Below are 24,592 nucleotides of genomic sequence, written 5' to 3'. Positions count from 1 at the left end.
GCACGGTCGCCAACGGTTGTGGAACCGCTTTGCTCCCCGTTCAACCCTCTTTGCTGCACTGCACCCGCCGCAACGCGGCAATTGAGGCAATGCAGACACACTGCTAGGGCTCTTGCCCATGGCCACGACGTCGGACCGCCCCAAGGGCAAGTCACTCTCCAACCTCGGCATGGTCTGGGGGTTCGCGCGCAACTATCCTGGCCACCTCGCCGCCGCCGCTGTCGCCTTGCTTGTCGCAGCGGGCGCGACGTCAGGGGTGCCCTATGCCTTCAAACTGATCATCGATCGCGGTTTTACGGGCAGCGGCGATATCGCACGCTGGTTCCAGTACCTGCTCATGCTGGTCATTATCATGGCCATTGCCACTGCCGTCCGCTTCTATTTCGTCAGTTGGATCGGGGAGCGCGTGGTCGCCGACATCCGGCTCGCCGTCCACCGCAACCTGCTCCGCCTCGCACCCGGCTTCTTCGAGGAGAACCGGCCTGCCGAGATCACCAGTCGGATCACGGTCGACACCACCATCATCGAACAAGTCGTTGGGACAACCATTTCCGTTGCTTTGCGCAACATCGTCATGGGCACGGCCTGCGCGGTCATTCTCTTTATCCTGGCGCCGAAGCTCGCCGGTATGATGCTGCTTGGCATCCCGCTGGTCGTCGTTCCGATCACTGTCCTAGGCCGCAAGGTTCGCGCCGTATCGTCCAAGAGCCAAGACCGCATCGCCGATGTCGGCACAGTCACCAGCGAAGTACTCGGCGCTATGAAAATCGTTCAGGCCTTTGGCCAACAGGGTCGCGAGGCCGAGCGCTTTACTTCGGCTACGGAAGCTGTCTTTGCCACCGCGCGCAAGAGGATTGCCCTTCGCGCGGCGATGACGTTCATCGTTATCTCTCTACTGTTCTCGGCGATCACTTTCGTCATTTGGCAGGGAGCCGTCGATGTCGCGAAAGGGGAGATGACCGGCGGAACCATCGCCGCCTTCGTCCTGTATGGCGGCTTGCTCGCAGGTGCGTTCGGCGCGTTGTCAGAAGTCTACGGCGACCTTCTCCGCGCCGCCGGTGCGTCGGAACGGCTCGACGAGCTATTAAAAGCCGAGCCGGAAATCCGCGCGCCGGCGAAGCCTGTCGCGCTGCCCGTGCCGGCACGAGGCCAACTCACCTTCGACCAAGTCAGTTTCCGCTATCCAACCCGCCCCGACACTTCCGCGCTCGAAGATTTCAGCATGGAAGTGCGTCCTAAGGAACGGCTTGCCGTCGTCGGCCCCTCAGGGGCAGGCAAGACGACGCTGTTCCAGCTTGCCCAACGCTTTTACGATCCGCAAGGCGGTCGCGTTCTGCTCGATGGCGTCGACCTGAAGAACGCCGATCCCGCTGACGTTCGGCAACGCATTGCGATGGTGCCGCAGGAAGTGGTCATTTTTGCAGCGTCCGCCCGCGACAATCTTCGCTACGGCAATTGGAACGCATCAGAGGACGAGATCTGGGAGGCGGCCAAGGACGCGAATGCAGAAACTTTCCTTCGCGCCCTGCCGGAGGGTCTCGACACGTTCATGGGCGAAGGCGGCGCGCGCCTGTCCGGCGGCCAGCGCCAGCGGATTGCCATCGCCCGCGCCCTGCTTCGCCGTGACGCGCCGCTACTACTGCTCGACGAAGCTACTTCCGCGCTCGATGCTGAAAGCGAGCGGCTCGTGCAAGATGCGCTCGACCATTTGATGGAAAACCGCACGACGATCGTCATCGCGCACCGCCTCGCCACCGTTCGAGCGGCCGACAGGATTGTCGTGATGGACCACGGACGAATTGTCGAAGAAGGCGATCACGCTGCCCTAACGGCTCAGGGCGGTCTCTACGCCCGCTTGGCCCGCCTGCAGTTCGACGGCCTCGCGGCATAGCCGGGCAGTAGGCTCAAGCGGCCAGCGCGACCGCCTCATCTGCGTCACAGGCTTCGCGCCACTGCTGCCGCCGCCGGTTCGCTAGCGCCAACTGCAACGCATAAAAATGCTGCGCAGGATTGGCGGCGAAAGCTGCAGGAAGCAGCCGGTGGTTGCGAACCTCTGCTTCCAGCTTCAACCCGCCCTTTCGCGCGTCCCGCGTCGCCGCCTTGGCTAGCGCCTGGCTACCAAGCAACCGTTCAGCAACGCGGCGAAGGCCGGTAGCCCGGATTGCGTCCCACGCATGCTCGATCGCAGCCGCATCCGACGAGCTGCCGGCCCAATTTTCGCTCGCTGCTGCCAGCGCCGTGGTCTCGCAAGCCGGCCACGCCGCGGCATCGCGACGCGATCGATGGCATAGGAGCAACAATCCGTACAAATCACCCGGAAGACACTCTTTGGCCACGGGGAGAAGCGCGGCGGTCGCTGTCATGCGATAAGCCCGATAGGTTACCGCCGTTCGATCTTGTCCTTCGCTACCAAGGCTATCTGCTAGCAACTGCAAAGCAGCCTTCGCCAGCTCCCGATCGCGGATGCGCCAGCCCCATCGCTCGACATAGCGGTCCAACTTCTGCAGCCGCGCGGCGATCCGCAGTGCCTGCCGTGCCTCGGCAAGCGCCCATCCATGAGCTCCGAGGCTGTGGTCATACAAATGATGGAGGACGATCGCACGTTGCCCATGATCGCGCGGACGGCCTGCCAGCTCGGCGACCTCCGCTTCCAATTGTTCAAACAGGCCTTGCTGATGGGCGGCGATGATGTCCATCTGCGCTGCCTAGCGCGGCTACAGTTGAAAAGCAGTTACCTGCCCATCAATTTTTTACAGCTCCAGAAGCTAGCTTTGAAACGCTCATTGTCGGCAAAGCCGAAGCTGGTTGCCCCGCTTTCCGCGGCAATGCCCAGCACACAGCCAACGAAAAAGGGCGGCCCCTCTCGGGACCGCCCAAATTCTTCGATGGAAGCATCGAAGGCTTAGAAGACCTTCATATAGGCTTCGTTGCCGACGAACCCCATCTTGCTAACCTTCGCCTGCTTCGTCACCGCCAGAACTTCGTCGACGATGACGTAGCGTGCTTCGGGTTCAGGCTGCAGGTGCAGCTCGGGAACCGGATCCATCTGCTGCGTAACGTCCAGATACTGACGCAGCTGCGTCAGGTTCACCGGAGCGCCGTTCCAGAGCACCGCTCCGGCCTGGGTGACGACGATCTTGTTCTTGACCGGGTCGATCGGCGGCGGAGGATTGTTGGACGAGTCCTGCGGAAGATCCAGCTTCACCGCGTGGGTCTGCGGCGGGATGGTGATGATGAACATGATCAGAAGAACCAACATGACGTCGATGAGCGGCGTCGTGTTGATGTCCATCATCGGCTCGCCTTCGGCGTTTGAGCCAGTGGTTTGCATCGCCATAGTGGCTTGCTCCTAACTTAGAGACGCTTGACGGTGCTGCCGGGAGGCGGCTGCGAAATGAAGCCGACCCGGGCAAAGCCCGCACGCTGCATCGTGAAGACAGTTCCGCCGATGCACTTGTACGGAGTGTTGACGTCACCGCGGATATGCACTTCCGGCATATTCTCGTCAGTGATGTTCTCGACACCGCCAACGGCCTTGATCTGGTCCTCAAGCGCCTTAACCGCGCGATCGAGCAACTGCTCGTTATTCATCGGCGTGAGGTTCCAGTACACCTCGCAGGTCCCGCCAGGCCCACCGCGAACGGTCAGCGAAACGTTTTCCTTCTTGGTGATCGTCGGCTCGTTCTGAACTTCGGGCAGGGTAATCGGCACCGACTGCACCACCACCGGAATCGTGATCAGGAAGATGATGAGAAGCACCAGCATCACGTCCACGAGGGGCGTGGTGTTGATGTCCGACATTGGGACGTCTTCATCGCCCGAGTCGGAGGGGCCTACGCTCATTGCCATGCCGCGTTTATCCTTCTTGGGTCATGTCCCCGGGCTGACGGTATGCGCCAGCCCGGGAGACAGGTTCCGCTTAGCGGGTCGTCGTCGGGTTCGCCTGAGCACCCGTCGGGGTCAGGCCCGGACGAACCGGTTCCGAACCGCGCTGCGTCGGAGCAGCGGCCGTCTTGGTCGCCGTGGTCTTGCCGGCGGTCGCCATGGCCGGCTTCACCGCGCCGTTCGACATCAGGTAGCCGTGAACGTCGTTGGTGAAGGCCGCGAGGTCTTCGGAAATCGACTTGTTGCGACGGATCAGCCAGTTGTAGGCGAGCACCGCCGGGACGGCGACGACCAGGCCGAGCGCGGTCATGATCAGCGCTTCACCGACGGGGCCGGCAACGGTCGAGATCGACGTATCGCCCGCCGCACCGATCTTGATCAGCGCGCGATAGATGCCGACGACGGTACCAAACAGGCCGATGAACGGCGCGGTCGAACCGACGGTCGCGAGGAAGGCCAGACCTTCACCGAGGCGGTTGCCAATCGAACCCTGCGAACGGGCCAGCGAGTTAGCCATCCAGTCGTGTTGGTCGACCGGGTCGGTCAGCTTGCTGTGCTGGTCCTGGGCGATCAGGGCGTCTTCGACGATCGCACGATATGCGCTGCGGGTTTCGAGCTTCGAAGCAGCTTCGCGCAGGTTCGGCGAGTTCCAGAAGCTGGCGCGCACCTTGTTCGCTTGGCTCATGATCTTCTGCTGCTGCAGGAGCTTCGTGAACAGGATGTAAAAGCTGAAAACCGACATGCCGACGAGGATGATGAAGGTTGCCCACGAGATAAGACCGCCTTCGTTCAGAGCCTGCAGCAGGCCGTAGGGGTTCTCACCGGCGGGAGCGGCGGCCGCCGCGAGGATCAGGGTTGGAGCTGCCATATGTTTGACTTTCCTATTGAAATTCGGGTCGTGATTAAGACGTCAAATTGAACTTATTCGCTGGGAAGTTCCCACCGGATGCGCTGGCTATAGGTATCCGAGATGGGATTGCCCGCCTGGTCCTTCGCCGGCGTGAACCGGGCCCGGCGACGCAGGATGCTGCAGGTCGTTGAATCGAGCGAGCTCGAACCGGACGACTGCGTAACGGTGCAATCCGAGACGCGGCCGTCGGGACCAATGGTCAGGCGGACGCCAGTCGTTCCGGACTCTTCGTTGCGGATCGCGGCCTGCGGATAGTCGTCGTTCGAGAACAGCGACAGCAGGTTGCCGCGCGCCTTGGCGGCTTGCGAAACCCTCGGAGGGGGCGGAGCAGGCGGAGCCGGCGGCGCAGGGCGCGCGACCGGCGTAATCACCGGCGGCGGGGCGACCGGGGTCGCGATGACCGGCGGTGCAACCGTGTTGGTGCGAACGATCGGCGGCGGCGCAACCACTTGTGGCGGCGGCGGCGTTTCCGTCTGTTCGGGCGGGGGCGGCGGCTCTTCCGGCGGGGGCGGCGGTTCGTCCTCGACGTCGAACGTCTTCAGGTCCTCGGCGGCCTGCTTGATGACGTTATAGGCAAGGCCCGTCACCAAGGCGTAGCCGAGGCCAACGTGGATGAGCGCCACGATGATGATCGCCGCGATGCGGTTGGAGCTCATCTGTTTGCGATTGGCGTAAGACATTAAGCCGCAACTCTCCTCGACATTCCGTGGTCGTGCCCATGACCTGTCCGTGCGACGAGACGCGACGCGGCGAACCTGTCCTGGAACCACCGATGTACTAACATATCATCGGCAGATACGCGCCACCCTTAATGAAGCGATAATGGCCGCGCAACGAATTTTGTTCCGAATGCGGCAGCCCTAAAGCCGATTCATGGCAGGATCGGCAGGATTCGTCGTGAATCAGGGGTGCGCCCCGGCAAAGGAAGCGATCTCCACGCCTACCCCCTTCGCATCGTCGTAAATGTCGGGTTTCACACTCTTCACTCTTAAGGCGCGCACTCCGCGGCTTGCCGCTACCCTTTGAAATATCGCATGAACGAGCGTTTCCTGTAGGTTGTAGCGCCGCTCCATCGCTAGCCGGATGACCTCGGTCCGAAGATAATCGTAGTTCCAAGCCGAAGCGTGATCGTCGTCTTCAGGCGGCGTCAAATCGTCCAGCCACAACTCGACCGTCACTAGCAGCCGTTGCGGCGCTCCAACCTCAAATTCGTGGAAGCCAATGTCGGTCATCACCTCCAGCGAATCGAGCAAAATCCGGCTTTGCCTGACCTTCAGGTGATCCGGCACCATCCCGTACAGCTTCACCGCCTCACTCATCATCGATTCTCCAGGAATTGGACGTCGCGCGGCAGCGCCATGAAACGCTGCCCGCCGTCGATACCGAGCGTCTGGCCGGTCATACTCGGCGAATCAATCAGGAACCGAATCGCTCGTACGACATCGCCCACGCCCACGCCCCGCCCCAGCGGATTGAGGCCGTGCACCTCGGCGAAATTCGCGGCCCCTTGCTCGCCTGAGGGCAGCATCAGCGCTGGCGCCACGGCGTTCACCCTAATGCCTTTCCCCGCCAGCGCACGCGCGGCCAGTTCGGTCAGGCCCGCCAGTGCATATTTGCTGATTGTGTAGCTCAAGAAATCAGGATTGGGCGCGGCCAACTTGGCATCAAGCAAGTTGACGACAAGGGCGTCTCCGCCCGCGTGCCGCCGTGCCAACTCGTCGATCAGCAGCAATGGTGCCCGGGCGTTGACTGCCATGTGCGCATCAAACTCCGCCGCATCGGCTTCATTGAACCGATCCTCGACGAAGCGGGATGCATTATTAACTAGCAACCGGACTGGCGGCTTGCCCGCGCAGGCTGCGAAGACCGCATCAGCGCAACCGCCGTCAGTCAGGTCCGCCGCGACCTTGACCGCGCCGTCCAGCACATTGTCGTCATCATGGTGAACATGGGCGATGACGGTCCAGCCATCCGCCAGCAGCGCTCGGACGATCGCTTCGCCCACGCGCTTACCGCCGCCCGTCACGATTGCGGTTCGTGCATCTTCATTCATGGTTCCCGCCCTATCATCCCCCTGCCCCCTCGCCTACATGGCTCCTACTATGCCTGAACGCCGCCAGCCACTCGAAGCCCATGGCCAAAGCCTCGCGGAACTCGCCGCGGCGATCGAGGCCCGCGGCGGTCCCGCCCCGGTCGACCAGTGGAACCCAGCCCACTGCGGCAATTCGGACATGAGGATCGCGCGCGATGGTAAATGGTACTATCGTGGGACGCCGATTGCCCGCCCGGCGATGGTGCGCCTCTTCTCGACCGTCCTTCGGCGAGAGCCCGACGGGACCCACGTATTGGCCACGCCGGTCGAAAAGCTGACGATCGAGGTTGAAACAACCGCATTTCGCGCGACCCAGATGACCATGTCCGGCGAAGGCGCAGCGCGTAGAATCGGCCTGACTTTGGACAGCGGCGATGCGCTGATCATCGGGCCGGATCACCCGCTGAAGGTTGTCGACACGCCCGAGGGGCCGAGTCCGCGCGTCGCGGTCCGCTTCGGCCTGGAGGCGGAAATGGTCCGCTCCTTATATTATGAATTGGCCGAAGTCGCGATCGCCGAAGGCCACGATCCGCCCGGCATTTGGTCAGACGGCAGCTTCTTCCCGCTCGTGCCATGAGCATCGTCGAGCGTATCATCGAAGCGTTGGCAAACGAGCCTCCGCACGATCTTCTGCCCGGAGACCTTTTAGAAGGGCACGAAGACGAACCGACGCTTGCCGCCGTCCTGGTCGCTATCACTGACCGCCCCGACCCCGGCTTGATCCTGACAGTACGGCGTCCCGATCTTCGCACCCATGCGGGTCAAATCGCCTTTCCCGGTGGGCGCATCGACCCTGGCGAAGATGCGTCGGCCGCGGCCCTTCGCGAGGCCTATGAAGAGTTGGCACTGGATCCGCAGCTTGTTCGCATTGTCGGGCAGGCCGATCCCTATCGAACGGTTACCGGCTATGGAGTCACGCCCGTCGTTGGCCTCGTGCCCCCCGCCCTCAACCTCGTGCCAAATCCCACCGAAGTTGCCGACTGGTTCGAAGCACCGCTTGATTTTGTCCTCGATCCCGCCAACCAGCGGCGCATGTCCGCAGAGTTCCAGGGCCGAACGCGCCATTATTACCAGATCGACTGGCAGGGCCGCCCCATCTGGGGCGCAACCGCCGCAATGCTCGTTAATCTAACGAGACGCATCGCATGAAGCTGGAACCAAGTGCTTGGCTCGACCGCCCCGGTATCAAGCGACTGTTGAAGGCGCTTGACTCAGGCACCGGCACCGTCCGCTTCGTCGGCGGTGCCGTCCGCGACCTGCTCCTGAATCAACATCCCGGCGATCTCGACCTCGCGACCACCCTTTCGCCGCACGACGTGATCCGTCTGCTTGCAGATGCCGGCATCAAGGCCATTCCGACCGGTATCGAACATGGTACAGTGACCGCAGTCTCGTCAGGCACGGTGGTTGAGGTAACGACGCTACGATCGGACGTCTCGACCGATGGCCGCCGCGCGACGGTCGCCTTCACCGACGACTGGCAGGAAGATGCTGCCCGCCGCGACTTCACGATCAACGCCCTCTATGCCGATCCCATCACCGGCGAATTGTTTGACTATTACGACGGGCTTGCGGACCTGAGGTCGCGCACGGTGCGCTTTATCGGAGACCCGCTGCAGCGGATTGCCGAAGACCATCTGCGCATTCTTCGCTATTTCCGATTCCACGCTCGCTACGGTCATGGTGAGCCAGACCCTGCTGCCATCGCCGCCTGCTGCTTGCGCGCAAATGACCTGATGGCCCTTTCGCGGGAGCGGATTGCGGCCGAGTTGCTTAAGCTGCTCGCGCTTGCCAATCCGCTTCCCACAGTTAAGTTGATGTTGGGCTGCAACCTGTTTCGGCCTGTCGTACCGGAGATCGAATCCGCTGACCGGCTCGCTTCGCTACTAGATGCCGAACGGGAAGCCGGGATCGCACCCGACCCGCTCCGCCGCCTTGCCGCGCTGCTGCCATCTGATTCAGCAATGGCAGAAAGGATTGCGGCCCGCCTCAAGCTGTCGAACAAAGCGAAGAAGCGGCTCGGCGTCGCGGCTGGCGCCGACCCTGGCAAGGGCATCCGCTCCCTCGCCTATCGCATCGGTACAGAAAGCGCAGTCGACCGGCTACTGCTCGCCGCGCGTGCCAGTGACGCGGCTGATGTCGCAAACTGGACACCGCCTCGCCTGCCAATTGGCGGCGGAGACCTCATCGAACGCGGCGTTCCGCAAGGCCCTGCGGTTGCGAAAATGCTGCGGCAAATCGAGGATGACTGGGAGGCCGCCGGCTTTCCGAACGGCGAAGATTTCGATGCACTTGTTGACGCGCGTCTCGCGAATTTAGGTTAGGCGGTGGTGTCTGGCTCATCGAGCGAGCCTATCGGCGCTAGGAACACCGCACCCGCTTCGTTTCCCAAGGCCCAACGAACTTGCGCGGGGTAAGTCCCGTATCGCCCCGCATCGATTTCAATTTGCTCACCGATATTGAGCGATCCATCCGTTTCCAGCCGGCATCCTTCCCGGCTGAGGTCAGTGATCACGACGGGTACTTTCCCGCCATCCGAATCCGTTACCGATGCTTTGAATTGCGTTGCCACGCGCGGCGACCGCTTGATGAAACCTGGTTCACGCATACTGTTGCCCCCAGCACCACGACCCAAGTCGTTGATGAAGATTAACTATGGCCCAATATGAGACGGGCGACAAGGTTGCGGCAATCTCAGGCCTTCCGGCGGCTCTTCCAATATGCCAGCGCCGCATCCGCTTCGAGCGGCTTGGCGAAGTAGAAACCCTGCCCGCTGGCGCAGCCGAGTGCAGCCAAGGTGGTCGCGAGTTCGACGGTTTCGATCCCTTCGGCGGTCGTCGACATGCCTAGCGCATCGGCCAGACTTAGAACGGCGCGGACGATAGCGACCGAGTCCGCATCGCGCATCATGCCGGTGACGAAGCTCTTGTCGATTTTCAACACGTCAATCGGTAGGCGCTGCAGATAAGCTAGGCTCGAATAGCCCGTACCGAAATCATCCATGGCTACCGTGGCGTCGAGCGCCTTAAGCGCCTCAAAGACGCGCATTGCCCGGGCAGGATCCTGGACGATAGAGCTTTCAGTCAGCTCCAGCGTCAGGCGGTTGCCGGCCAACCCGCTCGACCGCAACGCGCTTTCGACGACATCGGCGATGTTGTCGCGCGCGAGCTGGATCGCCGATAGGTTCACACCGACGTAAATGGGCAGTTGCTCGCCCGCCGCCGTGTCCCATCCGGCGACCGTCTGTGCCGCCTTGTCCATGGCCCAGCGGCCCAGTTGAAGGATTAGCCCGCTTTCCTCGGCGACGGGAATAAATTCAGCCGGACTGATTTCTCCCCGGTCGTCATGGGTCCAACGGGCCAAAGCCTCGAAGCCGGCGACCTCGCCGGACTTCAGGTTGATCAGCGGCTGGTAAGACAGCTTCAGCTGGTCCCTATCCAACGCGCGCCGCAACTCGGTCTCAATCGAGAAACGCCGCCGTGCGGCGCTTGCTTCCCTAGGCTCGTAAACCTGAGGCCTGCCGACCTGCTTTGCTTGCTTGACCGCAAACTGGGCGTTGCGGAACAGTTCTTCCGCCTCTTGGCCACCCTGCATCAGGGCGACGCCGATCGCGCATTCTACGCGAATTTCCAGCTCGCTAAGTTTGAACGGCGTCGACATCACCTGCTGCACGCGTTCCGCCGCGGCCAGCGCGTCTTCGACTCCGCGCTTGAGGCCTACGAGGATGCCGAACTCGTTCCCGCCGGTGCGCGCCAGCACGTCTCCACTGCGCAGCGCCGACATCAGCCGCCGGGCAAAGGTAATGAGCAGCTCGTCGCCCGCCAGACTGCCCATCGATTCGTTGATCCGGGAAAAGCGCAGCATGTCGATGACCAGCACCGCATGCTCGCATTCCCGAGTAGAAGCTTCACTCCGGTCCTCGACCGTCTCCGCGAACGACAGTCGGTTGGGAAGGCCGGTTAGACTGTCGCGCAGCATTTCCGCGCGCAGCGTCGTTTCAGCCCGCACCTCGACCGTCCGGTCAACCACGCTCAGAAGGCAGCGGGGTTCTCCTTGCGAACAGGGTTCCAGCGGAGCCAGCTTAAATCTGAGGTAGCGCTTCTGCGGCCCCTCACCATCCGCAAGATCCAATTCGTCCGCCGACGACGCCGGATCGGCCAAGAAGGCGCAAACGAACTCGCCGCTGCCGGTACCAGAAATGCGGTTGAACTGTTCAGCGAAGCTGGCCGTATCGGGGTTGCAATCGAACAGCTGGTGGAACCGGCCATTCAATGAATGGACCCATAGCTTGCCGTTGCGCAGGCCGAACACCCCGGCTGCGATTGGGAGGGCTTCGAGCAGAGCACTATCGTCCGCCGACGCACGGATGCCTTTGGAGACGACCTGGGCCGCAGAGCGCGCGCCGAGCGGCGCGGCCGAGCGGTTTGCTGCAGCCTGCATCCGTCCGTTGTTAATCGTTACAGGTTAATGCCCCGTTTCGAGAGAGATTGCCGCAGGTTAGCTTTTCAGCCGTTTTTGACGGGTTCGAAGCGGTTGCTACGTGGGAACCCGTTCGGAGCGATTCGCCCGCTCGCACCACGAATAGCCCGCCACGGCGTAAGATCGGTTTCAGACCGCACGCGTCCCGTTTCCCCGCCCAGCGGCCAAGTAATGCCGTCAGCAGCAGTGAAGGCCATGGCGTCTGACAAACCGCCATCACGATAACGCTGCAGCTGGACGCCTGCCCCGCGCCCGAGTTCGGGCAATTCGTCCAGCTTGAAAATCAGCATCTTGCGGTTCTCGCCGATCACCGCGACTGCGTCGGCGCCCGGCGGCACTGCTTTCAGCAGCGCGACCTTCGCCTTGGGCCTGAGGTTCACCAGCTGCTTACCCTTGCGCGTCTCGGCGATCACTGCTTCGCCCGTCGTCACAAACCCGCGGCCATCGCTCGATGCCGCTAGCAATCGCAGGTCAGGCCGAACGACGAGCATCGCGACGATCTCGCTTTCGGCCTCGAGATCAATTTGCAACCGAACCGGCTCGCCAAACCCCCGCCCGCCGGGGAGCTTGTCTCCGCCCAGCGTATAGACCCGCCCATTATCCGCCGCGATCAGGATGCGGTCAGTCGTCTGTGCATGGATCGGGGTCCCCCAAAGTTCGTCACCTTCGCGGAATTTCAGTGTCTCATATTCCGACGGCGCGACATGGCCCTTCATCGCCCGGATCCAGCCGCGCTGCGACAGAATGACCGTGATCGGCTCCTTCTCGATCATCTGGCTCCAGTCGATCTCACGCGCCGGCGCCTGCTCCATCACTACCGTTCGCCGCTCGTCCGCCGCGTAGGCGTCCTTAAGTGCGGCCAGGTCTTTCTTCAGCCGCGTCCTCTGCCGTGCCGGGCTCTCGACGAGCTTGGCCAACTCCTCGCGCTCCTTGGCCAGCTTTTCGCGTTCGCGCCCAATCTCCATCTCCTCGAGCCGCCGCAGTGAACGCAGCCGCATGTTGAGGATTGCTTCCGCCTGCCGGTCGGTCAGCTTGAACTCCGCGATCATCACCGCCTTGGGCTCATCCTCGGTGCGGATGATCTCGATCACCCGGTCGAGGTTCAGGAATGCGACGAGGAATCCGTCGAGCAGCTCCAGCCGGTCGTCAATCTTCCCGATACGCGTTGTCGAGCGGCGGACCAGCACTTCGATCTGGAAATCCGCCCAGGCGAGAAGAACCTGCTTCAGGCTCATCACACCGGGCGTGCGGTTCTTGTCGAGCACGTTGAGGTTCAGCGGGAAGCGCACTTCCAGCTCAGTCAGCTTGTACAGGCTCTCCTCGAGCAGAGCCGGATCCACCGTGCGCGAGCGTGGCTCAAGCACGATGCGTACGGCCTCATCGCTCTCGTCACGAACGTCGGCCAAAATCGGAAGCTTCTTCAACGCGATGAGGTCGGCGATGCTCTCGATCAGCTTCGATTTCTGGACGCCATAGGGGATTTCATTGACAACAAGGTGCCAGCCGCCCCCTTTTTCCGTGATCTTCTCAATCTTGGCGCGAAGGCGGAACGATCCACGGCCGGTGGCGTAGGCATGGGCGATCGTGTCGCGGTTATCGACCAGTACGCCGCCTGTCGGGAAATCCGGACCGGACACGAAGTCCATCAGCGCCCGGTCTTCGGCATGTGGATTGTCGATTAAGTGGATGACGGCCTCGACCAGCTCCCCGACATTGTGCGGCGGAATACTCGTCGCCATGCCGACCGCGATCCCGCTCGCGCCATTGGCCAGCAGGTTGGGGAACAGGCCGGGGAACACCTCCGGCTCTTCTTCCTCGCCATTATAAGTGGCGCGATAGTCGACCGTGCCTTCATCCAGCCCGGTCATCAGCCGCTCAGCCGTCTTCGTCAGCCGCGCCTCGGTATAACGGTATGCGGCAGCATTATCGCCGTCGATATTGCCGAAGTTCCCTTGTCCATCGACCAGCGGGTAACGGAGCGCGAAATCCTGCGCCAAGCGGACCATCGCGTCATAGACCGACTGGTCGCCGTGCGGATGATATTTGCCGATTACGTCGCCAACTACACGGGCGCACTTCTTGTATGCACTCGCCGGATCAAGCTTCAGCAGTCGCATCGCCCATAACAAGCGGCGATGCACGGGCTTCAGCCCATCTCGCACATCCGGCAGCGAGCGAGCGGTGATCGTTGACAGAGCGTAGACAAGATAGCGCTCCGAAAGCGCATCCTTGAATGGAACTTCAATTTCGGATTCGGTCGGCTGCATCCTGAATGCCTAGCCCCAATCCTCATTGCCGCGAAAGAGGATACGGGCTGCTGCAAGTTAATGTGGCAACCCGTATCCCACAGCCATAGGCCGATTTGATCCTCGCGTTTCTCAGACGACGATAACGCGCTCAATAAGCCTCGAGCCAGGGTTCACCTCATAGATCCGACCATCGGCATAGCGATAGAGATGCTCGTCATTGTCGTAATACCGATCGCGGTAATCGAACGGGACGTTATAGGCATCGTAGCCTACCGGCAGATGTTGGCCGACGGCAAAGTTCTGCCCAGTTACGAGGGCAACCAGAGCCGAAATCAGCTGGCTTTGCGGTTCGACCTCATAGATGCCGCCGCTGGCATAACGGTAGTCGTATCCCGGCTGGGATTGATACAAGTCACCGTAATAGTCCGGCACGCCATAATCATAGCCATAGCCAGCATAACTCGGCCAAGCCTCGCCGACCGAATAGCCTCCGTAAACTGGATAGCTTGTCTGGATCAGCCGCGATTGCGGATCGACGCCATAGATGTACCCGTCGTCATAGCGATACCACATGTCATCAGTGTCATGGTACCTGGAGCGATAGCTATAAGGCACGTTGTAGACGTCGTACCCGCGCGGAAGTGTCTGACCAATTCCCAAGCTCTGCCCGGTCAGCAGTGCCACGACCCCGGAAATCAATTGGGTCGTTGGATCAACCTGGTAGATCGCCCCGTCCCCGTAGCGATAATAGCTGCTCGGGCTGTCATAGTAGAGGCTGTTGTAGCCCGACGGCACGTTGTAATAACTATCATTGTAATAAGGGAGCGGCCGGCCCGCCGAATAGGCTCCGCCCAAGATCGGCAACAGGGCCGATACAAAGTTGTTATCCCGCCGAACCCGATACATGTAGCCATTGTCATCGTCGTAACGATAATAAAAATCGCGGGTCGGCTGATAGTAAGACGAATAGCGAACGGGAGCGTAGTCGGGATACAAGGCTGGGCTTACTCGCTCGCCAATCCTCGCAACGCGCGTCTTTTGGTGACGGTAGCGCCGATCCTTGTCGGAACGCGTTACCCGATTGGCCAACTGCTCCCACGTACGATCCCGCTGCACCGTCTGATGCTTCCTTGCCCCTCGTGCCTCTAAGCGCGCAGCACTGCGCTCCTGCCGTTGATACTTCTTGAAATCTCGCTGGACCAAGCGCCGGTCCTGCTGCTGAACACGGCGGAGCTGACGCCGCTCATCCGAGCGAACGCGCTGCGCGTTACGGAACACTTTACGATCAGGCGCCCGAATGCTCCGCTCGACCTGCCGGCGGCTGTCGCGCCGGGACTCAAGCTTTCGCACTCGACGCTCGACTTGGCTTTGACTGCGGCCACGGATGTCGACCGACCGCTGGCGCTGAACTCGCTGCCGCTGCGGGTTGGCCCGTGCCTCAAAACTGCGAGATCTCGTCTCGATCGATCGCTCTTGCCTTAATGAACGTGATTGAGTCCGCGCCTGGACGCGGTTTTGGCGACGCTCAACGCGCTGATTGTTACCGCGATGTGCCTTGGCTTTCTGCTCCTGCTGCGAGCGTTCGGCCGCCTGCCCGCGTCGTTCACCACGTTCGGCCTCAGCTGGAACAGTTAGAGCAAGTATTGCCACGCTAGCGGCTAGAATATGTTTAATCATGGTCCCGTTCCTAGTTGGTGGGTGCCTTTTCAGCTAACTCTGCATCCTGCCAAAAAGCTCATGATTACAACGTGAACACTTCCAGATTTTATCTGGATTCGAAACACCATTCAGCCCGTTCCGGGCTCCATTTAACGCGCCTTGCAACAGATCTATCCATGTCTATCCGAGTAGGTCGATCAACGACTAATCTTGGACTGCGTTATGCACACCGCCGATGACTGTGACGCACACGCGACCGCTGCCATCTACCCCGCGCGGGATACGAAAAACGATCACAACCGCGCTCATCACCATCACGGTTGCTCCAAGCAAGATCCGAGTGCTCTTTTGAGATCGCACCAAAGCCGGCCAAGCGCGGACATTGGGATGCGCGTAGTTGCAGCAAAAGCGCGGCCGGCATGTTCGGCAATCTACCGGCATTAAACGAGCCGGGCGTCAGCGCTTGTCCGTTCGCTTACAAGATGGACCCCACCTTCTTGCCGTCGCGAAGAACGTCGCATACCGGGCAATCCTCGCTGTCGGCAGCGGTGCGGATCGCTTCCTGGTCGCTGGCCGCGAGCATGTCCTTCTTTTTAACGACGTCGCCCCCCGGCTTGGCCAGCTTGTTCACTCGATAATGTTTCATTGAAGCCACTCCCCGCGGCGACGCTGCCCGCGCATCGGCCGGAAGGCAATGGATACCGGACGAGCCGCCGCAACCACGACATGGGACCATTCGTTCTTTTGTTAGTGAACGAGCAAAGCCATGACCGACACCGACCACAACCGTTCGAACAATACCGGCATCGGCGCCAAGGCGCTCGACCGCGACGACGACCTTCCGACTCCCTCGCAGTCCGGCTCCAGTGGCGGGGAGCTGGCGAAAGAAATCGGCCAGCGCGATGAAGAGAAGAGTGTCTTCGGCGACGCCGGCGAAGGCCGCGACCCGCAGGTCACCTCCGTGCACAAGGGCGACAAGGCGAACGAGGGCGATGCGCCCAACTTACCCAACCGCACGGGCGGCGGCACCCCGGACCGCGCGGAACCAAAGCGCACCAGCTAAACTAACGGCGGAAGATCTCGCTGCCCTACCGCCCCGAGGTTGTGCCTCCGGGGCGTCGATTTCCGTGGTTCCAAACCAGCAGCGCCACTTCGGACGACGACGTTCGCGACCTTTACGAACCGCCGCTCCGCCTTGGGCGCGAGCGTCGGGGCATCAGGACCGGCGAAGCTCCGCCATCCGAACATCGTCTAGCATTCCAGTTTCGGGCACAACGAAGTGCACCTTCTTCGCTGCGAAATCGATCGAGATCCGGTCGAATGCGCGCATCGCATTCATGCCCAGCAGTAGCGCGGGCTTCTTGTTCAAGCGCAGCTTGCGAAAGATATGCGCATCGGCAAAGGCCACCGCCACATTGTGCAGCCCAACTCCCTGCCCGATGTCTAATTCCTTCATCATTGCGACCCGGGCCTGCATCGTGTCCCCCGTGACGGACTGGATCGTCAGCGGCTCCGGCTCGATCTTTGCCCGACGCCGTTCCATCGCCTCGCCCAGCGCGACATTACCGATCGTGATTTGCGATCCAGTGTCGATGATGACCGTTACAGGCTGCCCGTCGAGCTTTGCCTCGGTGAAGATAAGCCGTCCCTGCCGCGTTCTGGCTCGGACGACGATTTCGTCTTCTTGAGCCGGCCGGGCGTAGCGGGCAGAGGGAGTGATCGACATTGTCCCGGCCCTGAAGTCGAACAGCACTCGCTGGGCCCGCAGGCTGTCGATACCCAGCATCCCGTCGGCGCCGATATTCCCTGCCTCCAGCGCGGGCGCATTGTCGACCGACACCGTCTTGGTGCTGACGCGAAGCAAGGGGATATCGACCGTTGAAACAGTCTTTGCGCCGATGACGCTGTGCAGCATCGTCGTTCCGCTGCCGCCGAGATGCAGGCGGTTTGCAAGCTGGCGGGAAATGACAGTGCGCTCCGATCCCGTATCAACCAGGAACCGATACGGCCCTCTTCCACCGACGGACACGTCGACGGTCATCCGTTGACCTTCGTCCTGCTTCAGAGCCACTTCGTCAGTAATAGTCTGACCGTCAATCGCCGCCGGGCTTCCCGGAACGCTTTCCATCTGCTCGGGCTGGGCGATTACTGCGGTGCCGCTCATCAACAGGCCGGCGGCAAGCCAAGGCGTCAGGTTCATCTTTTAAACGCTCCGCGTCCGGGCGATACCCGGCGTCGTCGAAAAGGTTACGCCTCGGCAACCAACCGCGCAACGCAGCTTCGATGAATGGAGGTCGTGTCCGTTTCGGACGCAAACCCGGCAGCACCGGCCACGGCGTCAACCTGTTGGTAATCCATCCGTTCTTATCGTCGGCAACCGGGAAATTCCCGGGTACGTTCGTCAGCTTCTTGCCGAGGTGGAATCGAGTGGAAACGCAACCCGCTGAGACAACGCTCTATTCCCTGTCCGACGCACCGCCATCACCGGCGAATGAGTCCGACCGGCGCACTGGCGAACGGCACATGACCCTTTACCGGGTCGGCTCGGTCATGCTCGACGGGCGACGCGAACTATGCCTGATCCGCAACATTTCAGCGGGCGGAATGATGATCCGCCTCTATTGCACCGCCGCCGTCGGCACCCAGCTGACCATCGAACTGAAAAGCGGCCAGCCGATCCGCGGCAAGGTCAGCTGGATCAAGGACGGTTATTACGGCATCGAGTTCGACGACCCGATCGATGTCATCGAAATTCTATCGGCATCGATGAATGGCCCGCGGCCACGAATGCCGCGGATTGAAACCGACTGCCATGCGAAGCTGCGCGAGGGCGCCAACAGCCTACGCGTTCGCGCCCACGACATCTCTCAGGGCGGTGCAAAACTCCAGTGCGAGATGGCCATCCCATGCGGAAGCGACATCGTACTGACCCTGCCCGGCCTCGAACCGCAGCCCGGTGTTGCCTGCTGGAATAATGACGGTTTTACCGGCGTAACTTTCAATCGCCTGCTGCCGCTTGGACAGTTGGTCGAATGGTTGAAAGTACAGCGCGAAGAGCAGGCCGCGCGGCGGCCCGCTGCCAAGTCAGCCTAAACCTAGTCCAGCCGGCTGTTCCACAACCACTGTTCTCCGAATTGCCGCTCCTGCTCGGACAGGCTCGTCGTCTTCAGGCCGGGACGACGGAAGTCCGGTTTCACGCGCGGGCGCGGTGTCGGAATGTGGCGCATCACCTGTTCAGGCTGAAGCTTGCTCGAAAAACTGATCCCGGCGTGACGGGTCTTGGACCAGGCGACGCGGCCGGCAACAGCGAGGTCGCCTTTGCGAAACAAGATCTCGGCTCCCTCGACAGGTAGCTTGTCGCCTTCGACCAGCGCCCCGTCCGCGCTGAGATTTCGCAATTTCACCGGTAGCGACGCTCCCGACAGCTCAAGGCTGGCAGACATCAGCACATTCGAACGGCGCGATTTGCGATTCTGCGGGTTGTTGCTCTCGTCCATGGCATCATGCCTAAGGCAAAGCGGTAAAACTTGATTTAACGGCGAACATCGAATGAACAGAATCTTTCATCCCGTTACCCTGGTCGCGCTGCTGGCTATCTTCCTGCTGGCAGGATTCACCGGCGGGCAACACAATGCTTTTGACCGCGCGATCGTCGATCTCCTGGGCGAGGTTCGACAAGAGCATCCCAAATTCGTCAGCTTTACCGTCATCGTAACCCAGCTCGGGAGCGTATACGCGACGCTGGGACTTGGCTTCGCTGCAGCGCTATTATTGGCTTGGAAACGCAAATTTCGAGTAGCAGCCTTGCTGGCATTGACGGTGGCAGGTGAACGCTTGGCACTGGACGGCTTGAAGCTTGCCATCGGGCGTCCTCGTCCGTGGTTTGACGAAAATCTTGTCGTTACGCACAGCACCAGCTTCCCCAGCGGTCATTCAGCCAACACCATGGCGGTATTCGTCGCCGTTGCCCTAATCGCCGTGCCTGCACGGCACCGCTCCGCGGCATTCATAAGCGCCATTGCCGCAAGCCTCGTCATCGGTGCGACGCGGCCCTTCCTTGGAGTACATTGGCCAACCGACGTGATCGGTGGCTGGTCGTTCGGATTGTTGATTGCCTTGCTAGCCGTCGTCGTCGGACGCAGATCAGCTATCCTGGCGGACGAAGCGGAGCATCAAATTGTTGGACGGCATCGGCCGCCGGTCCGCCAGCACGAAGCCTCGTAGCGCCGCTTCAACGGCGAATTCTTCGACCTTGCGCAATCCCCAGCGCGGATCGCGCGATCTCAGGTTCTCATCAAACGCCACATTTGAGGGCGCCGGCTTCAAGCCCTCCTCAATCCACGGTCCATACAGAATAAGCGACGTCCCAGGCCCTAAGAGGATTTTCGCTCCGTCGAGGAGACCCAGTCCGGACTCCCACGGGCTGATGTGGACCATGTTGATGCACAGAATTGATTCGGCGCGGATAATTGGCCACTGCGATGCCCTGGTGTCGAGCAGGACAGGTGGCAGGAGATTATCCGGCCCATCGCTCGCCCAAGCGGCAATAGAGGCCCGCGCCTCCGGATCAGGGTCGCTCGGCTGCCACTGAAGGTTTGGGAAACGTCGGGCGAAAGCCAGCGCATGCTCACCCGTGCCACTGGCGATTTCGAGAACCATGCCGGAGGGCGGCAGCCAATCGGCGAGCACATCGCCGATCGGGCCAACGTTCCTTGCGGCGGCGGGAGCTTCGCGCTTCACGCCGACGCCGAGGTCACCGACATTGTATGGCGGAAAACTCGGCTTTGCCATGTCCTCAGTCCCTGGAAGCGGCGCGGGCGCGCCGTTCGCGTACCAGAAGCCAAAGGAGCAGTCCGACCGGCCCCGCCATCAGTGTCAGAAAGAGAAACGGCAGCTGGACCAGCCGGTGGAAACCCTTGTTATCCGCGTCGCGTGCTATCCACTGCCCAACAAACAGGTCGAACGCCAGATAGTGAGTCCAGCCGAGGACCACGCCGCCATCGCTCATGAACAGATTGCGCAGGCCGGCGATGTTATAATCAAGGAAGTTGGGCGGCGGCGCTCCCGGCAGTCGATTGGCGTCGACCATGCCAGCGTGCATTCCAACGATCATAAGCAGGTAGGCGAGACACAGCAGCCCGACGCCCAGGAACAGCACCATCGCCATGACGATCGGTCTGCGGGGCAGGAAAGCGAGCATCGCCCAAGCCGCCATGGCGACGACGTTGACCAGGACGAAGATCGAATCCCACATCAGCCGCCGCCCGCCAACGGCGCAGCGCTGACGCCGTCAGGCGCCGGCGTCTTGTAGGCGAGGATCGGCTTGCGCGCTGCCAGCGTCTCGTCGAGACGGCGACGCGGCGCATAAACAGGCGCAGCCTTGAGTGACGGATCGCTAGCTTTGGCTTTTTCGGCAATCGAGCGAAGCGCGGCGATGAACTGGTCGAGGTTCGCTTTCGACTCCGTCTCGGTCGGTTCGACCAGCATCGCGCCATGCACCACTAGTGGGAAATACATGGTCATCGGGTGGAAACCCTCGTCGATCAGCGCTTTGGCGACGTCGAGTGTCGAGAAGCCGTCGGCGAAGCCTTTATCGCTGAAGATCGCCTCATGCATGCACGGACCACTGAAGCCGAATGGAGCGTCGAGCACGTCGTCGAGGCTACGTAGCAGATAGTTGGCATTAAGTACGCTGTCTTCCGCTACCTGCTTCAACCCATCAGCGCCGTGGCTGAGGATGTAGGTCAAAGCACGGGTGAACATTCCCATCTGACCGTGGAATGCGACCATCCGGCCAAAAGCGTCGGGATGCTCCTCGCCCGCATGCTCTTCCTCGACCATCTTGAAGCTTCCGTCCGGATATTTCGCGGCGAACGGTAGTGGACCGTACGGCGACAGGGCCTCCGACAGGACGACCGGACCGGAGCCGGGACCGCCGCCGCCGTGGGGCGTCGAGAAGGTCTTGTGCAGGTTGATGTGCATGGCATCGACGCCGAGATCGCCTGGGCGCACCTTGCCGACGATCGCGTTGAAGTTGGCGCCGTCGCAATAGACAAAGCCGCCCGCCGCATGGACCGCGTCGCTGATCTCCTTCATCTGCGGCTCGAACAGGCCGCAGGTGTTGGGATTGGTGATCATCACGGCCGCGACGTCCGGCCCGAGCCGGGTTTTGAGCGCCTCAAGATCGACGCGCCCTTCCTTCGTGGCCGGGATATTTTCAACCCGGTAGCCGCAAAATGCGGCGGTCGCCGGGTTGGTGCCATGGGCGCTCTCCGGCACCAGCACCACCTGACGCGCATCACCACGAGCTTCGAGCGCGGCGCGGATGCAGAGCAAGCCGCACAGTTCGCCGTGCGCGCCGGCCTTGGGCGACATGGCGACGCCATGCATGCCAGTCAGGTCAATCAGCCAGAAGGCCAGCCGGTTGATGACTTCCAGAGCGCCCTGAACCGTCTCCTGCGGCTGGAGCGGGTGAATGTCGGCGAAGCCCGGCAGCCGCGCCATCTTCTCATTGAGGCGCGGATTATGCTTCATCGTGCACGAGCCGAGGGGGAACAGACCGAGGTCAATGGCATAGTTCTGCCGAGATAGCCGGGTGTAGTGCCGCACCGCTTCCGGTTCGCTGAGGCCGGGCAGGTCAATCCCGCTACGTTCAAGGCCGCCGAGGCGATTGCCGCCTTCACGCTGCTCGATATCGACACCGGTCTGGTCGCGGCTGCCGATTTCGAAGAGCAGCGGCTCTTCGAGCATGAGGGCGCGGTTGCCGGTAACGGTCGGCTGCATTTCGCTTCCAGAGGTCGCCGGCGAAGACGGACGCCAGCCCGAAGGATTAACGGCGGTCACTTGCACACCTCCTTGAGCGCGGCCTCGAGCGCGCCGATATCCTCATCGCTGGCCACCTCCGTGACCGCGACTACCAGTCCGTTGGCGAGCTGTGGCTCAGCCGGATAGAGACGACCGAGCGACACGCCGCCAAGGACGCCCTTCTTGACCATCGCATGGACTGCCGGTCGCGCTTCCACCGGAAGCTCCAGCGTGAACTCGTTGAAAAAGCTGTCATTGACCAGGCGCACGCCAGGGATGGCCGACAGTCGCTTAGCCGCCTCACATGCGCGCGCGTGATTCAATTGGGCCAGGGCAGTCAGTCCCTTTTCACCAAGCAATGTCATGTGGATCGACCACGCCAGCGCGCAAAGCCCGCTGTTCGTGCAGATGTTCGACGTCGCCTTTTCGCGGCGGATATGCTGCTCCCGGGTCGACAGTGTCAGCACGAAGCCGCGCTTGCCTTCGGCATCGACGGTTTCGCCAGCAAGACGGCCCGGCATCTGGCGGACATATTTTTCGCGGGTTGCGAACAGGCCTACGTAGGGGCCACCGAACTGCAAGCCGACGCCGATCGACTGGCCTTCGCCGACGACAATGTCCGCACCCATTTCGCCCGGCGACTTGATCAGGCCGAGCGCCACCGGCTCCGTAACTACCGCGACAAGCAGCGCGCCGTTAGCGTGGCAGGCATCGGCAATCGGCTGAAGGTCGGTGATCCGCCCGAGGATGTCGGGATATTGCACGACAACGCAGCTGGGCTGGTTAGCCTCAATCTCTGCTAGCAGCTTATCAATTTGCATGTCACCGCTCAGCTGCGGCGAACGGTCGGCGATGCTGTCGCCGGTGAACTTGGCCATGGTCCGGGCGACCGAAACGTAATGCGGATGGACGCCTTCGTGAATGATCGCCAGCGTTCGGCGGGTGATCCGCCGCGCCATGCCGATAGCCTCCCACATCGCGGTCGAGCCGTCATACATCGACGCGTTGGCAACTTCGCAGCCGAGTAGCCGGGCAACCTGCGTCTGGAATTCGAACAGGACCTGCAGCGTGCCCTGTGCGATTTCCGGCTGGTACGGCGTGTAGGCCGTCAGGAACTCACCGCGCTGAATGATATGATCGACCGTGGCCGGAACGTGATGCTTGTAGGCACCGCAGCCAAGGAAGAATGGCACGTCGCCGGCTACCATGTTCTTCCGCGCCATCGCGGACATGTCGCGCTCGACTGCCATTTCGCTCGCGTGCAGTGACAACCCCTTAATCGGCCCGTCGAGCAACAGTCCTTCGGGCACGTCGCGGAACAGCTCATCGATCGAGGAAGCCCCGACCTTTTCCAGCATGGCGGAGCGATCGGCGTCGCTCAGCGGCAAGTAACGCATCAGCGTGGTTTCCTCATGGTGAAGCGGAGGCGGACATAGTCCGCGATATTGTCGTCAAAGCGTGCGGCAACGGCATCGGCGATGGACTGGCGCTCGGCATGCGGGACACCGGCCCGATCGAGCCAGCCGGCACGAAAAGTCAGGACCCAGGCGGCAATGCCATGTTCCAGCGGCGTCGGCCGCTCGATCAGCCGGGCGTCAATGTCAATGAATCCCGCCCGCTCATAGACCGCAGCGAACTCCTCTGGTGTCGGATACCAGTTGGCCGCGTAGGTCGGCGGCCCGAAGCCCCGGATGACCAGCTCCTCGTCCAGTGCCTGGCGCAACTTCGCAAGGTTGCCCGCTCCGCCCATCTCTCCGGCAAAGCGACCGCCGTGCTTGAGCGCAAACCAGATGGCACGCGCCGCGCGCTCCTTGTCCAGTACCCAGTGAAGCGTCGCATTAGAGAAAGCTGCGTCGAACGCTTCCGCGAACTTCAACTCGGCGGCATCCATCAGCCGGGCGTCGAGCCCCTTCGCCTTGGCCGCGGCGACCATCGACAGGCTGTTGTCGATACCGACCACGTCGGCGCCCATCTGTTTGATCTTGAGCGTCAAAGTGCCGTCGCCGCAGCCGACGTCGAGGATATGTTCGCCCGGCTGAGGGTCCAGCAGTCCCAGCGCGGCCTGACCGAGCGCAGGCACGAAGCCGCCGACGCGGGCGTAGTCCGCCGCGTCCCATTGCGAGGTCGAGGCGGGCGCGTCGGTCAGAGCGTGGCGACCCATTCGCGGTAGGCAGCCTCATCCATCAGGCCGTCAAGCTCCGACGGATCGCTCAGCTTCAGCTTGAAAAACCAGCCTTCGCCTTCCGGATCGCGATTGATCAGCGAGGGATCGTCCCCAACCGCGGCATTACCCTCGACAACCTCGCCGCCCACCGGGGCATAGACGTCGCTGGCGGCCTTGACCGATTCCACAACCGCCGCGTCATCGCCCTTTGACAACGACTTTCCGGCATCGGGCACTTCGGCGAACACGATGTCGCCCAACGCTTCTTGTGCATGGTTCGAAATGCCCACGGTCGCCACGTCGCCATCGACGCGGATCCATTCATGGTCCTTAGTGAAATAGAGGCTCAT

The 24,592-nt window shown here is 61.8% G+C and carries 28 protein-coding genes; 8 read left to right on the top strand and 20 right to left on the bottom strand.

Annotated elements, in window-relative coordinates:
- Positions 1 to 118: 118 nt before the first annotated feature.
- Positions 119 to 1,891, top strand: a complete 1,773-nt coding sequence (locus D3M59_RS09905) for an ABC transporter transmembrane domain-containing protein (protein ID WP_119533502.1) — start codon at positions 119 to 121, stop codon at positions 1,889 to 1,891.
- Between the two features lie 13 nt (positions 1,892 to 1,904).
- Here the strand turns inward: D3M59_RS09905 and D3M59_RS09900 are convergent, their stop codons facing one another.
- The 7 genes from D3M59_RS09900 to D3M59_RS09865 all read right to left on the bottom strand — a co-directional run bounded on the left by D3M59_RS09900 (position 1,905) and on the right by D3M59_RS09865 (position 6,848).
- Complete coding sequence (locus D3M59_RS09900; RefSeq protein ID WP_119533501.1) at positions 1,905 to 2,696, bottom strand: hypothetical protein; 792 nt, start codon at positions 2,694 to 2,696, stop codon at positions 1,905 to 1,907.
- A 206-nt stretch (positions 2,697 to 2,902) separates the two neighbouring features.
- Positions 2,903 to 3,337, bottom strand: coding sequence for an ExbD/TolR family protein (locus D3M59_RS09890; protein ID WP_407695448.1), 435 nt, complete (start codon positions 3,335 to 3,337; stop codon positions 2,903 to 2,905).
- A gap of 17 nt (positions 3,338 to 3,354) precedes the next feature.
- Complete coding sequence (locus tag D3M59_RS09885) at positions 3,355 to 3,849, bottom strand: ExbD/TolR family protein (RefSeq protein ID WP_119533499.1); 495 nt, start codon at positions 3,847 to 3,849, stop codon at positions 3,355 to 3,357.
- 70 nt (positions 3,850 to 3,919) lie between these two features.
- Positions 3,920 to 4,753, bottom strand: coding sequence for a MotA/TolQ/ExbB proton channel family protein (locus D3M59_RS09880; RefSeq protein WP_119533498.1), 834 nt, complete (start codon positions 4,751 to 4,753; stop codon positions 3,920 to 3,922).
- A gap of 53 nt (positions 4,754 to 4,806) precedes the next feature.
- Positions 4,807 to 5,475 (bottom strand): energy transducer TonB, encoded by a 669-nt coding sequence (locus tag D3M59_RS09875; RefSeq protein WP_119533497.1) that lies wholly within the window; start codon positions 5,473 to 5,475, stop codon positions 4,807 to 4,809.
- Between the two features lie 222 nt (positions 5,476 to 5,697).
- Entirely contained in the window at positions 5,698 to 6,117 is a 420-nt protein-coding gene (locus tag D3M59_RS09870) for a dihydroneopterin aldolase (RefSeq protein ID WP_233543227.1), read from the bottom strand.
- On the bottom strand, positions 6,114 to 6,848 hold the full coding sequence (locus D3M59_RS09865; RefSeq protein ID WP_119533496.1) for an SDR family oxidoreductase: 735 nt from the start codon (positions 6,846 to 6,848) through the stop codon (positions 6,114 to 6,116). Before D3M59_RS09865 ends, D3M59_RS09870 begins: the two co-directional genes overlap by 4 nt.
- A 49-nt stretch (positions 6,849 to 6,897) precedes the next feature.
- Between D3M59_RS09865 and D3M59_RS09860 the strand changes: the two genes are divergently transcribed.
- Genes D3M59_RS09860 through D3M59_RS09850 form a run of 3 tightly spaced genes read left to right on the top strand, consistent with a single transcriptional unit; the run spans position 6,898 to position 9,211 of the window.
- Positions 6,898 to 7,464, top strand: coding sequence for a DUF1285 domain-containing protein (locus D3M59_RS09860; RefSeq protein WP_119533495.1), 567 nt, complete (start codon positions 6,898 to 6,900; stop codon positions 7,462 to 7,464).
- Positions 7,461 to 8,036, top strand: coding sequence for a CoA pyrophosphatase (locus D3M59_RS09855; protein ID WP_119533494.1), 576 nt, complete (start codon positions 7,461 to 7,463; stop codon positions 8,034 to 8,036). Before D3M59_RS09860 ends, D3M59_RS09855 begins: the two co-directional genes overlap by 4 nt.
- Complete coding sequence (locus tag D3M59_RS09850) at positions 8,033 to 9,211, top strand: CCA tRNA nucleotidyltransferase (protein WP_119533493.1); 1,179 nt, start codon at positions 8,033 to 8,035, stop codon at positions 9,209 to 9,211. The genes D3M59_RS09855 and D3M59_RS09850 overlap by 4 nt, the downstream gene beginning before the upstream one ends.
- Here the strand turns inward: D3M59_RS09850 and D3M59_RS09845 are convergent.
- The 4 genes from D3M59_RS09845 to D3M59_RS09830 form a co-directional block, all read right to left on the bottom strand.
- Positions 9,208 to 9,495, bottom strand: a complete 288-nt coding sequence (locus tag D3M59_RS09845; RefSeq protein WP_119533492.1) for a PilZ domain-containing protein — start codon at positions 9,493 to 9,495, stop codon at positions 9,208 to 9,210. The two genes, D3M59_RS09850 and D3M59_RS09845, sit on opposite strands and share 4 nt — an antisense overlap.
- Before the next feature lie 86 nt (positions 9,496 to 9,581).
- Positions 9,582 to 11,327, bottom strand: a complete 1,746-nt coding sequence (locus D3M59_RS09840) for a putative bifunctional diguanylate cyclase/phosphodiesterase (RefSeq protein ID WP_119533491.1) — start codon at positions 11,325 to 11,327, stop codon at positions 9,582 to 9,584.
- 65 nt (positions 11,328 to 11,392) lie between these two features.
- The gene (gene parC / locus D3M59_RS09835; RefSeq protein WP_119533490.1) at positions 11,393 to 13,633 is read right to left on the bottom strand and encodes a DNA topoisomerase IV subunit A; all 2,241 of its coding nucleotides are present in this window, start codon (positions 13,631 to 13,633) and stop codon (positions 11,393 to 11,395) included.
- A 111-nt stretch (positions 13,634 to 13,744) separates the two neighbouring features.
- Positions 13,745 to 14,965, bottom strand: a complete 1,221-nt coding sequence (locus D3M59_RS09830; RefSeq protein WP_147416737.1) for a hypothetical protein — start codon at positions 14,963 to 14,965, stop codon at positions 13,745 to 13,747.
- A 141-nt stretch (positions 14,966 to 15,106) separates the two neighbouring features.
- Between D3M59_RS09830 and D3M59_RS12110 the strand changes: the two genes are divergently transcribed.
- Positions 15,107 to 15,250 carry a hypothetical protein gene (locus D3M59_RS12110; protein ID WP_158581995.1) on the top strand — a complete coding sequence of 48 codons (144 nt, stop codon included), beginning with the start codon at positions 15,107 to 15,109 and terminating at the stop codon, positions 15,248 to 15,250.
- Positions 15,251 to 15,749: 499 nt separating this feature from the next.
- Here D3M59_RS12110 and D3M59_RS12105 read toward each other — a convergent pair whose 3' ends face one another.
- Positions 15,750 to 15,920 (bottom strand): hypothetical protein, encoded by a 171-nt coding sequence (locus D3M59_RS12105; RefSeq protein ID WP_158581994.1) that lies wholly within the window; start codon positions 15,918 to 15,920, stop codon positions 15,750 to 15,752.
- A 120-nt stretch (positions 15,921 to 16,040) separates the two neighbouring features.
- Here D3M59_RS12105 and D3M59_RS09820 point away from each other — a divergent pair, with 120 nt between their 5' ends.
- Positions 16,041 to 16,337 (top strand): hypothetical protein, encoded by a 297-nt coding sequence (locus D3M59_RS09820; protein WP_119533487.1) that lies wholly within the window; start codon positions 16,041 to 16,043, stop codon positions 16,335 to 16,337.
- Positions 16,338 to 16,490: 153 nt separating this feature from the next.
- Here the strand turns inward: D3M59_RS09820 and D3M59_RS09815 are convergent, their stop codons facing one another.
- Positions 16,491 to 17,474, bottom strand: a complete 984-nt coding sequence (locus D3M59_RS09815; protein ID WP_119533486.1) for an aspartyl protease family protein — start codon at positions 17,472 to 17,474, stop codon at positions 16,491 to 16,493.
- Positions 17,475 to 17,701: 227 nt separating this feature from the next.
- Here D3M59_RS09815 and D3M59_RS09810 point away from each other — a divergent pair, with 227 nt between their 5' ends.
- Entirely contained in the window at positions 17,702 to 18,367 is a 666-nt protein-coding gene (locus D3M59_RS09810) for a PilZ domain-containing protein (RefSeq protein WP_158581993.1), read from the top strand.
- Positions 18,368 to 18,369: 2 nt separating this feature from the next.
- On the opposite strand, the gene D3M59_RS09805 is transcribed toward D3M59_RS09810, so the two are convergent.
- Positions 18,370 to 18,771 (bottom strand): PilZ domain-containing protein, encoded by a 402-nt coding sequence (locus tag D3M59_RS09805; RefSeq protein WP_119533484.1) that lies wholly within the window; start codon positions 18,769 to 18,771, stop codon positions 18,370 to 18,372.
- A gap of 52 nt (positions 18,772 to 18,823) precedes the next feature.
- On the opposite strand from D3M59_RS09805, the gene D3M59_RS09800 reads away from it, so the two are divergent.
- The gene (locus D3M59_RS09800; RefSeq protein ID WP_119533483.1) at positions 18,824 to 19,498 is read left to right on the top strand and encodes a phosphatase PAP2 family protein; all 675 of its coding nucleotides are present in this window, start codon (positions 18,824 to 18,826) and stop codon (positions 19,496 to 19,498) included.
- On the opposite strand, the gene D3M59_RS09795 is transcribed toward D3M59_RS09800, so the two are convergent.
- The 6 genes from D3M59_RS09795 to gcvH are packed head-to-tail and all read right to left on the bottom strand — an operon-like array spanning position 19,418 to position 24,592.
- Positions 19,418 to 20,065: a DUF938 domain-containing protein gene (locus D3M59_RS09795; protein WP_119533482.1), complete on the bottom strand. Its 648-nt coding sequence runs from the start codon at positions 20,063 to 20,065 to the stop codon at positions 19,418 to 19,420. The genes D3M59_RS09800 and D3M59_RS09795 overlap by 81 nt on opposite strands.
- A gap of 4 nt (positions 20,066 to 20,069) precedes the next feature.
- Complete coding sequence (locus D3M59_RS09790; protein ID WP_119533481.1) at positions 20,070 to 20,528, bottom strand: ABA4-like family protein; 459 nt, start codon at positions 20,526 to 20,528, stop codon at positions 20,070 to 20,072.
- Entirely contained in the window at positions 20,528 to 22,117 is a 1,590-nt protein-coding gene (gene gcvPB / locus D3M59_RS09785; RefSeq protein ID WP_119533480.1) for an aminomethyl-transferring glycine dehydrogenase subunit GcvPB, read from the bottom strand. The genes D3M59_RS09790 and gcvPB overlap by 1 nt, the downstream gene beginning before the upstream one ends.
- Positions 22,114 to 23,475 carry an aminomethyl-transferring glycine dehydrogenase subunit GcvPA gene (gcvPA, locus tag D3M59_RS09780; protein ID WP_119533479.1) on the bottom strand — a complete coding sequence of 454 codons (1,362 nt, stop codon included), beginning with the start codon at positions 23,473 to 23,475 and terminating at the stop codon, positions 22,114 to 22,116. The genes gcvPB and gcvPA overlap by 4 nt, the downstream gene beginning before the upstream one ends.
- Positions 23,475 to 24,239: a class I SAM-dependent methyltransferase gene (locus D3M59_RS09775; protein WP_119533478.1), complete on the bottom strand. Its 765-nt coding sequence runs from the start codon at positions 24,237 to 24,239 to the stop codon at positions 23,475 to 23,477. Before D3M59_RS09775 ends, gcvPA begins: the two co-directional genes overlap by 1 nt.
- Positions 24,221 to 24,592 (bottom strand): glycine cleavage system protein GcvH, encoded by a 372-nt coding sequence (gcvH, locus tag D3M59_RS09770; protein ID WP_119533477.1) that lies wholly within the window; start codon positions 24,590 to 24,592, stop codon positions 24,221 to 24,223. Before gcvH ends, D3M59_RS09775 begins: the two co-directional genes overlap by 19 nt.

Source organism: Sphingomonas edaphi (assembly GCF_003583725.1).
In the GTDB taxonomy this organism is placed as follows: domain Bacteria; phylum Pseudomonadota; class Alphaproteobacteria; order Sphingomonadales; family Sphingomonadaceae; genus Sphingomicrobium; species Sphingomicrobium edaphi.
Note: the sequence above shows the minus strand (reverse complement) of the source record. Positions and strands in the feature narration are given on the sequence as shown.

Coding starts and splice junctions, on each gene's coding strand:
- D3M59_RS09905 (WP_119533502.1), top strand. CDS start 119: ATGGCCACGACGTCGGACCGCCCCAAGGGCAAGTCACTCTCCAACCTC.
- D3M59_RS09900 (WP_119533501.1), bottom strand. CDS start 2,696: ATGGACATCATCGCCGCCCATCAGCAAGGCCTGTTTGAACAATTGGAA.
- D3M59_RS09890 (WP_407695448.1), bottom strand. CDS start 3,337: ATGGCGATGCAAACCACTGGCTCAAACGCCGAAGGCGAGCCGATGATG.
- D3M59_RS09885 (WP_119533499.1), bottom strand. CDS start 3,849: ATGGCAATGAGCGTAGGCCCCTCCGACTCGGGCGATGAAGACGTCCCA.
- D3M59_RS09880 (WP_119533498.1), bottom strand. CDS start 4,753: ATGGCAGCTCCAACCCTGATCCTCGCGGCGGCCGCCGCTCCCGCCGGT.
- D3M59_RS09875 (WP_119533497.1), bottom strand. CDS start 5,475: ATGTCTTACGCCAATCGCAAACAGATGAGCTCCAACCGCATCGCGGCG.
- D3M59_RS09870 (WP_233543227.1), bottom strand. CDS start 6,117: ATGATGAGTGAGGCGGTGAAGCTGTACGGGATGGTGCCGGATCACCTG.
- D3M59_RS09865 (WP_119533496.1), bottom strand. CDS start 6,848: ATGAATGAAGATGCACGAACCGCAATCGTGACGGGCGGCGGTAAGCGC.
- D3M59_RS09860 (WP_119533495.1), top strand. CDS start 6,898: ATGCCTGAACGCCGCCAGCCACTCGAAGCCCATGGCCAAAGCCTCGCG.
- D3M59_RS09855 (WP_119533494.1), top strand. CDS start 7,461: ATGAGCATCGTCGAGCGTATCATCGAAGCGTTGGCAAACGAGCCTCCG.
- D3M59_RS09850 (WP_119533493.1), top strand. CDS start 8,033: ATGAAGCTGGAACCAAGTGCTTGGCTCGACCGCCCCGGTATCAAGCGA.
- D3M59_RS09845 (WP_119533492.1), bottom strand. CDS start 9,495: ATGCGTGAACCAGGTTTCATCAAGCGGTCGCCGCGCGTGGCAACGCAA.
- D3M59_RS09840 (WP_119533491.1), bottom strand. CDS start 11,327: ATGCAGGCTGCAGCAAACCGCTCGGCCGCGCCGCTCGGCGCGCGCTCT.
- parC (WP_119533490.1), bottom strand. CDS start 13,633: ATGCAGCCGACCGAATCCGAAATTGAAGTTCCATTCAAGGATGCGCTT.
- D3M59_RS12105 (WP_158581994.1), bottom strand. CDS start 15,920: ATGAAACATTATCGAGTGAACAAGCTGGCCAAGCCGGGGGGCGACGTC.
- D3M59_RS09820 (WP_119533487.1), top strand. CDS start 16,041: ATGACCGACACCGACCACAACCGTTCGAACAATACCGGCATCGGCGCC.
- D3M59_RS09815 (WP_119533486.1), bottom strand. CDS start 17,474: ATGAACCTGACGCCTTGGCTTGCCGCCGGCCTGTTGATGAGCGGCACC.
- D3M59_RS09805 (WP_119533484.1), bottom strand. CDS start 18,771: ATGGACGAGAGCAACAACCCGCAGAATCGCAAATCGCGCCGTTCGAAT.
- D3M59_RS09800 (WP_119533483.1), top strand. CDS start 18,824: ATGAACAGAATCTTTCATCCCGTTACCCTGGTCGCGCTGCTGGCTATC.
- D3M59_RS09795 (WP_119533482.1), bottom strand. CDS start 20,065: ATGGCAAAGCCGAGTTTTCCGCCATACAATGTCGGTGACCTCGGCGTC.
- D3M59_RS09790 (WP_119533481.1), bottom strand. CDS start 20,528: ATGTGGGATTCGATCTTCGTCCTGGTCAACGTCGTCGCCATGGCGGCT.
- gcvPA (WP_119533479.1), bottom strand. CDS start 23,475: ATGCGTTACTTGCCGCTGAGCGACGCCGATCGCTCCGCCATGCTGGAA.
- D3M59_RS09775 (WP_119533478.1), bottom strand. CDS start 24,239: ATGGGTCGCCACGCTCTGACCGACGCGCCCGCCTCGACCTCGCAATGG.
- gcvH (WP_119533477.1), bottom strand. CDS start 24,592: ATGAGCCTCTATTTCACTAAGGACCATGAATGGATCCGCGTCGATGGC.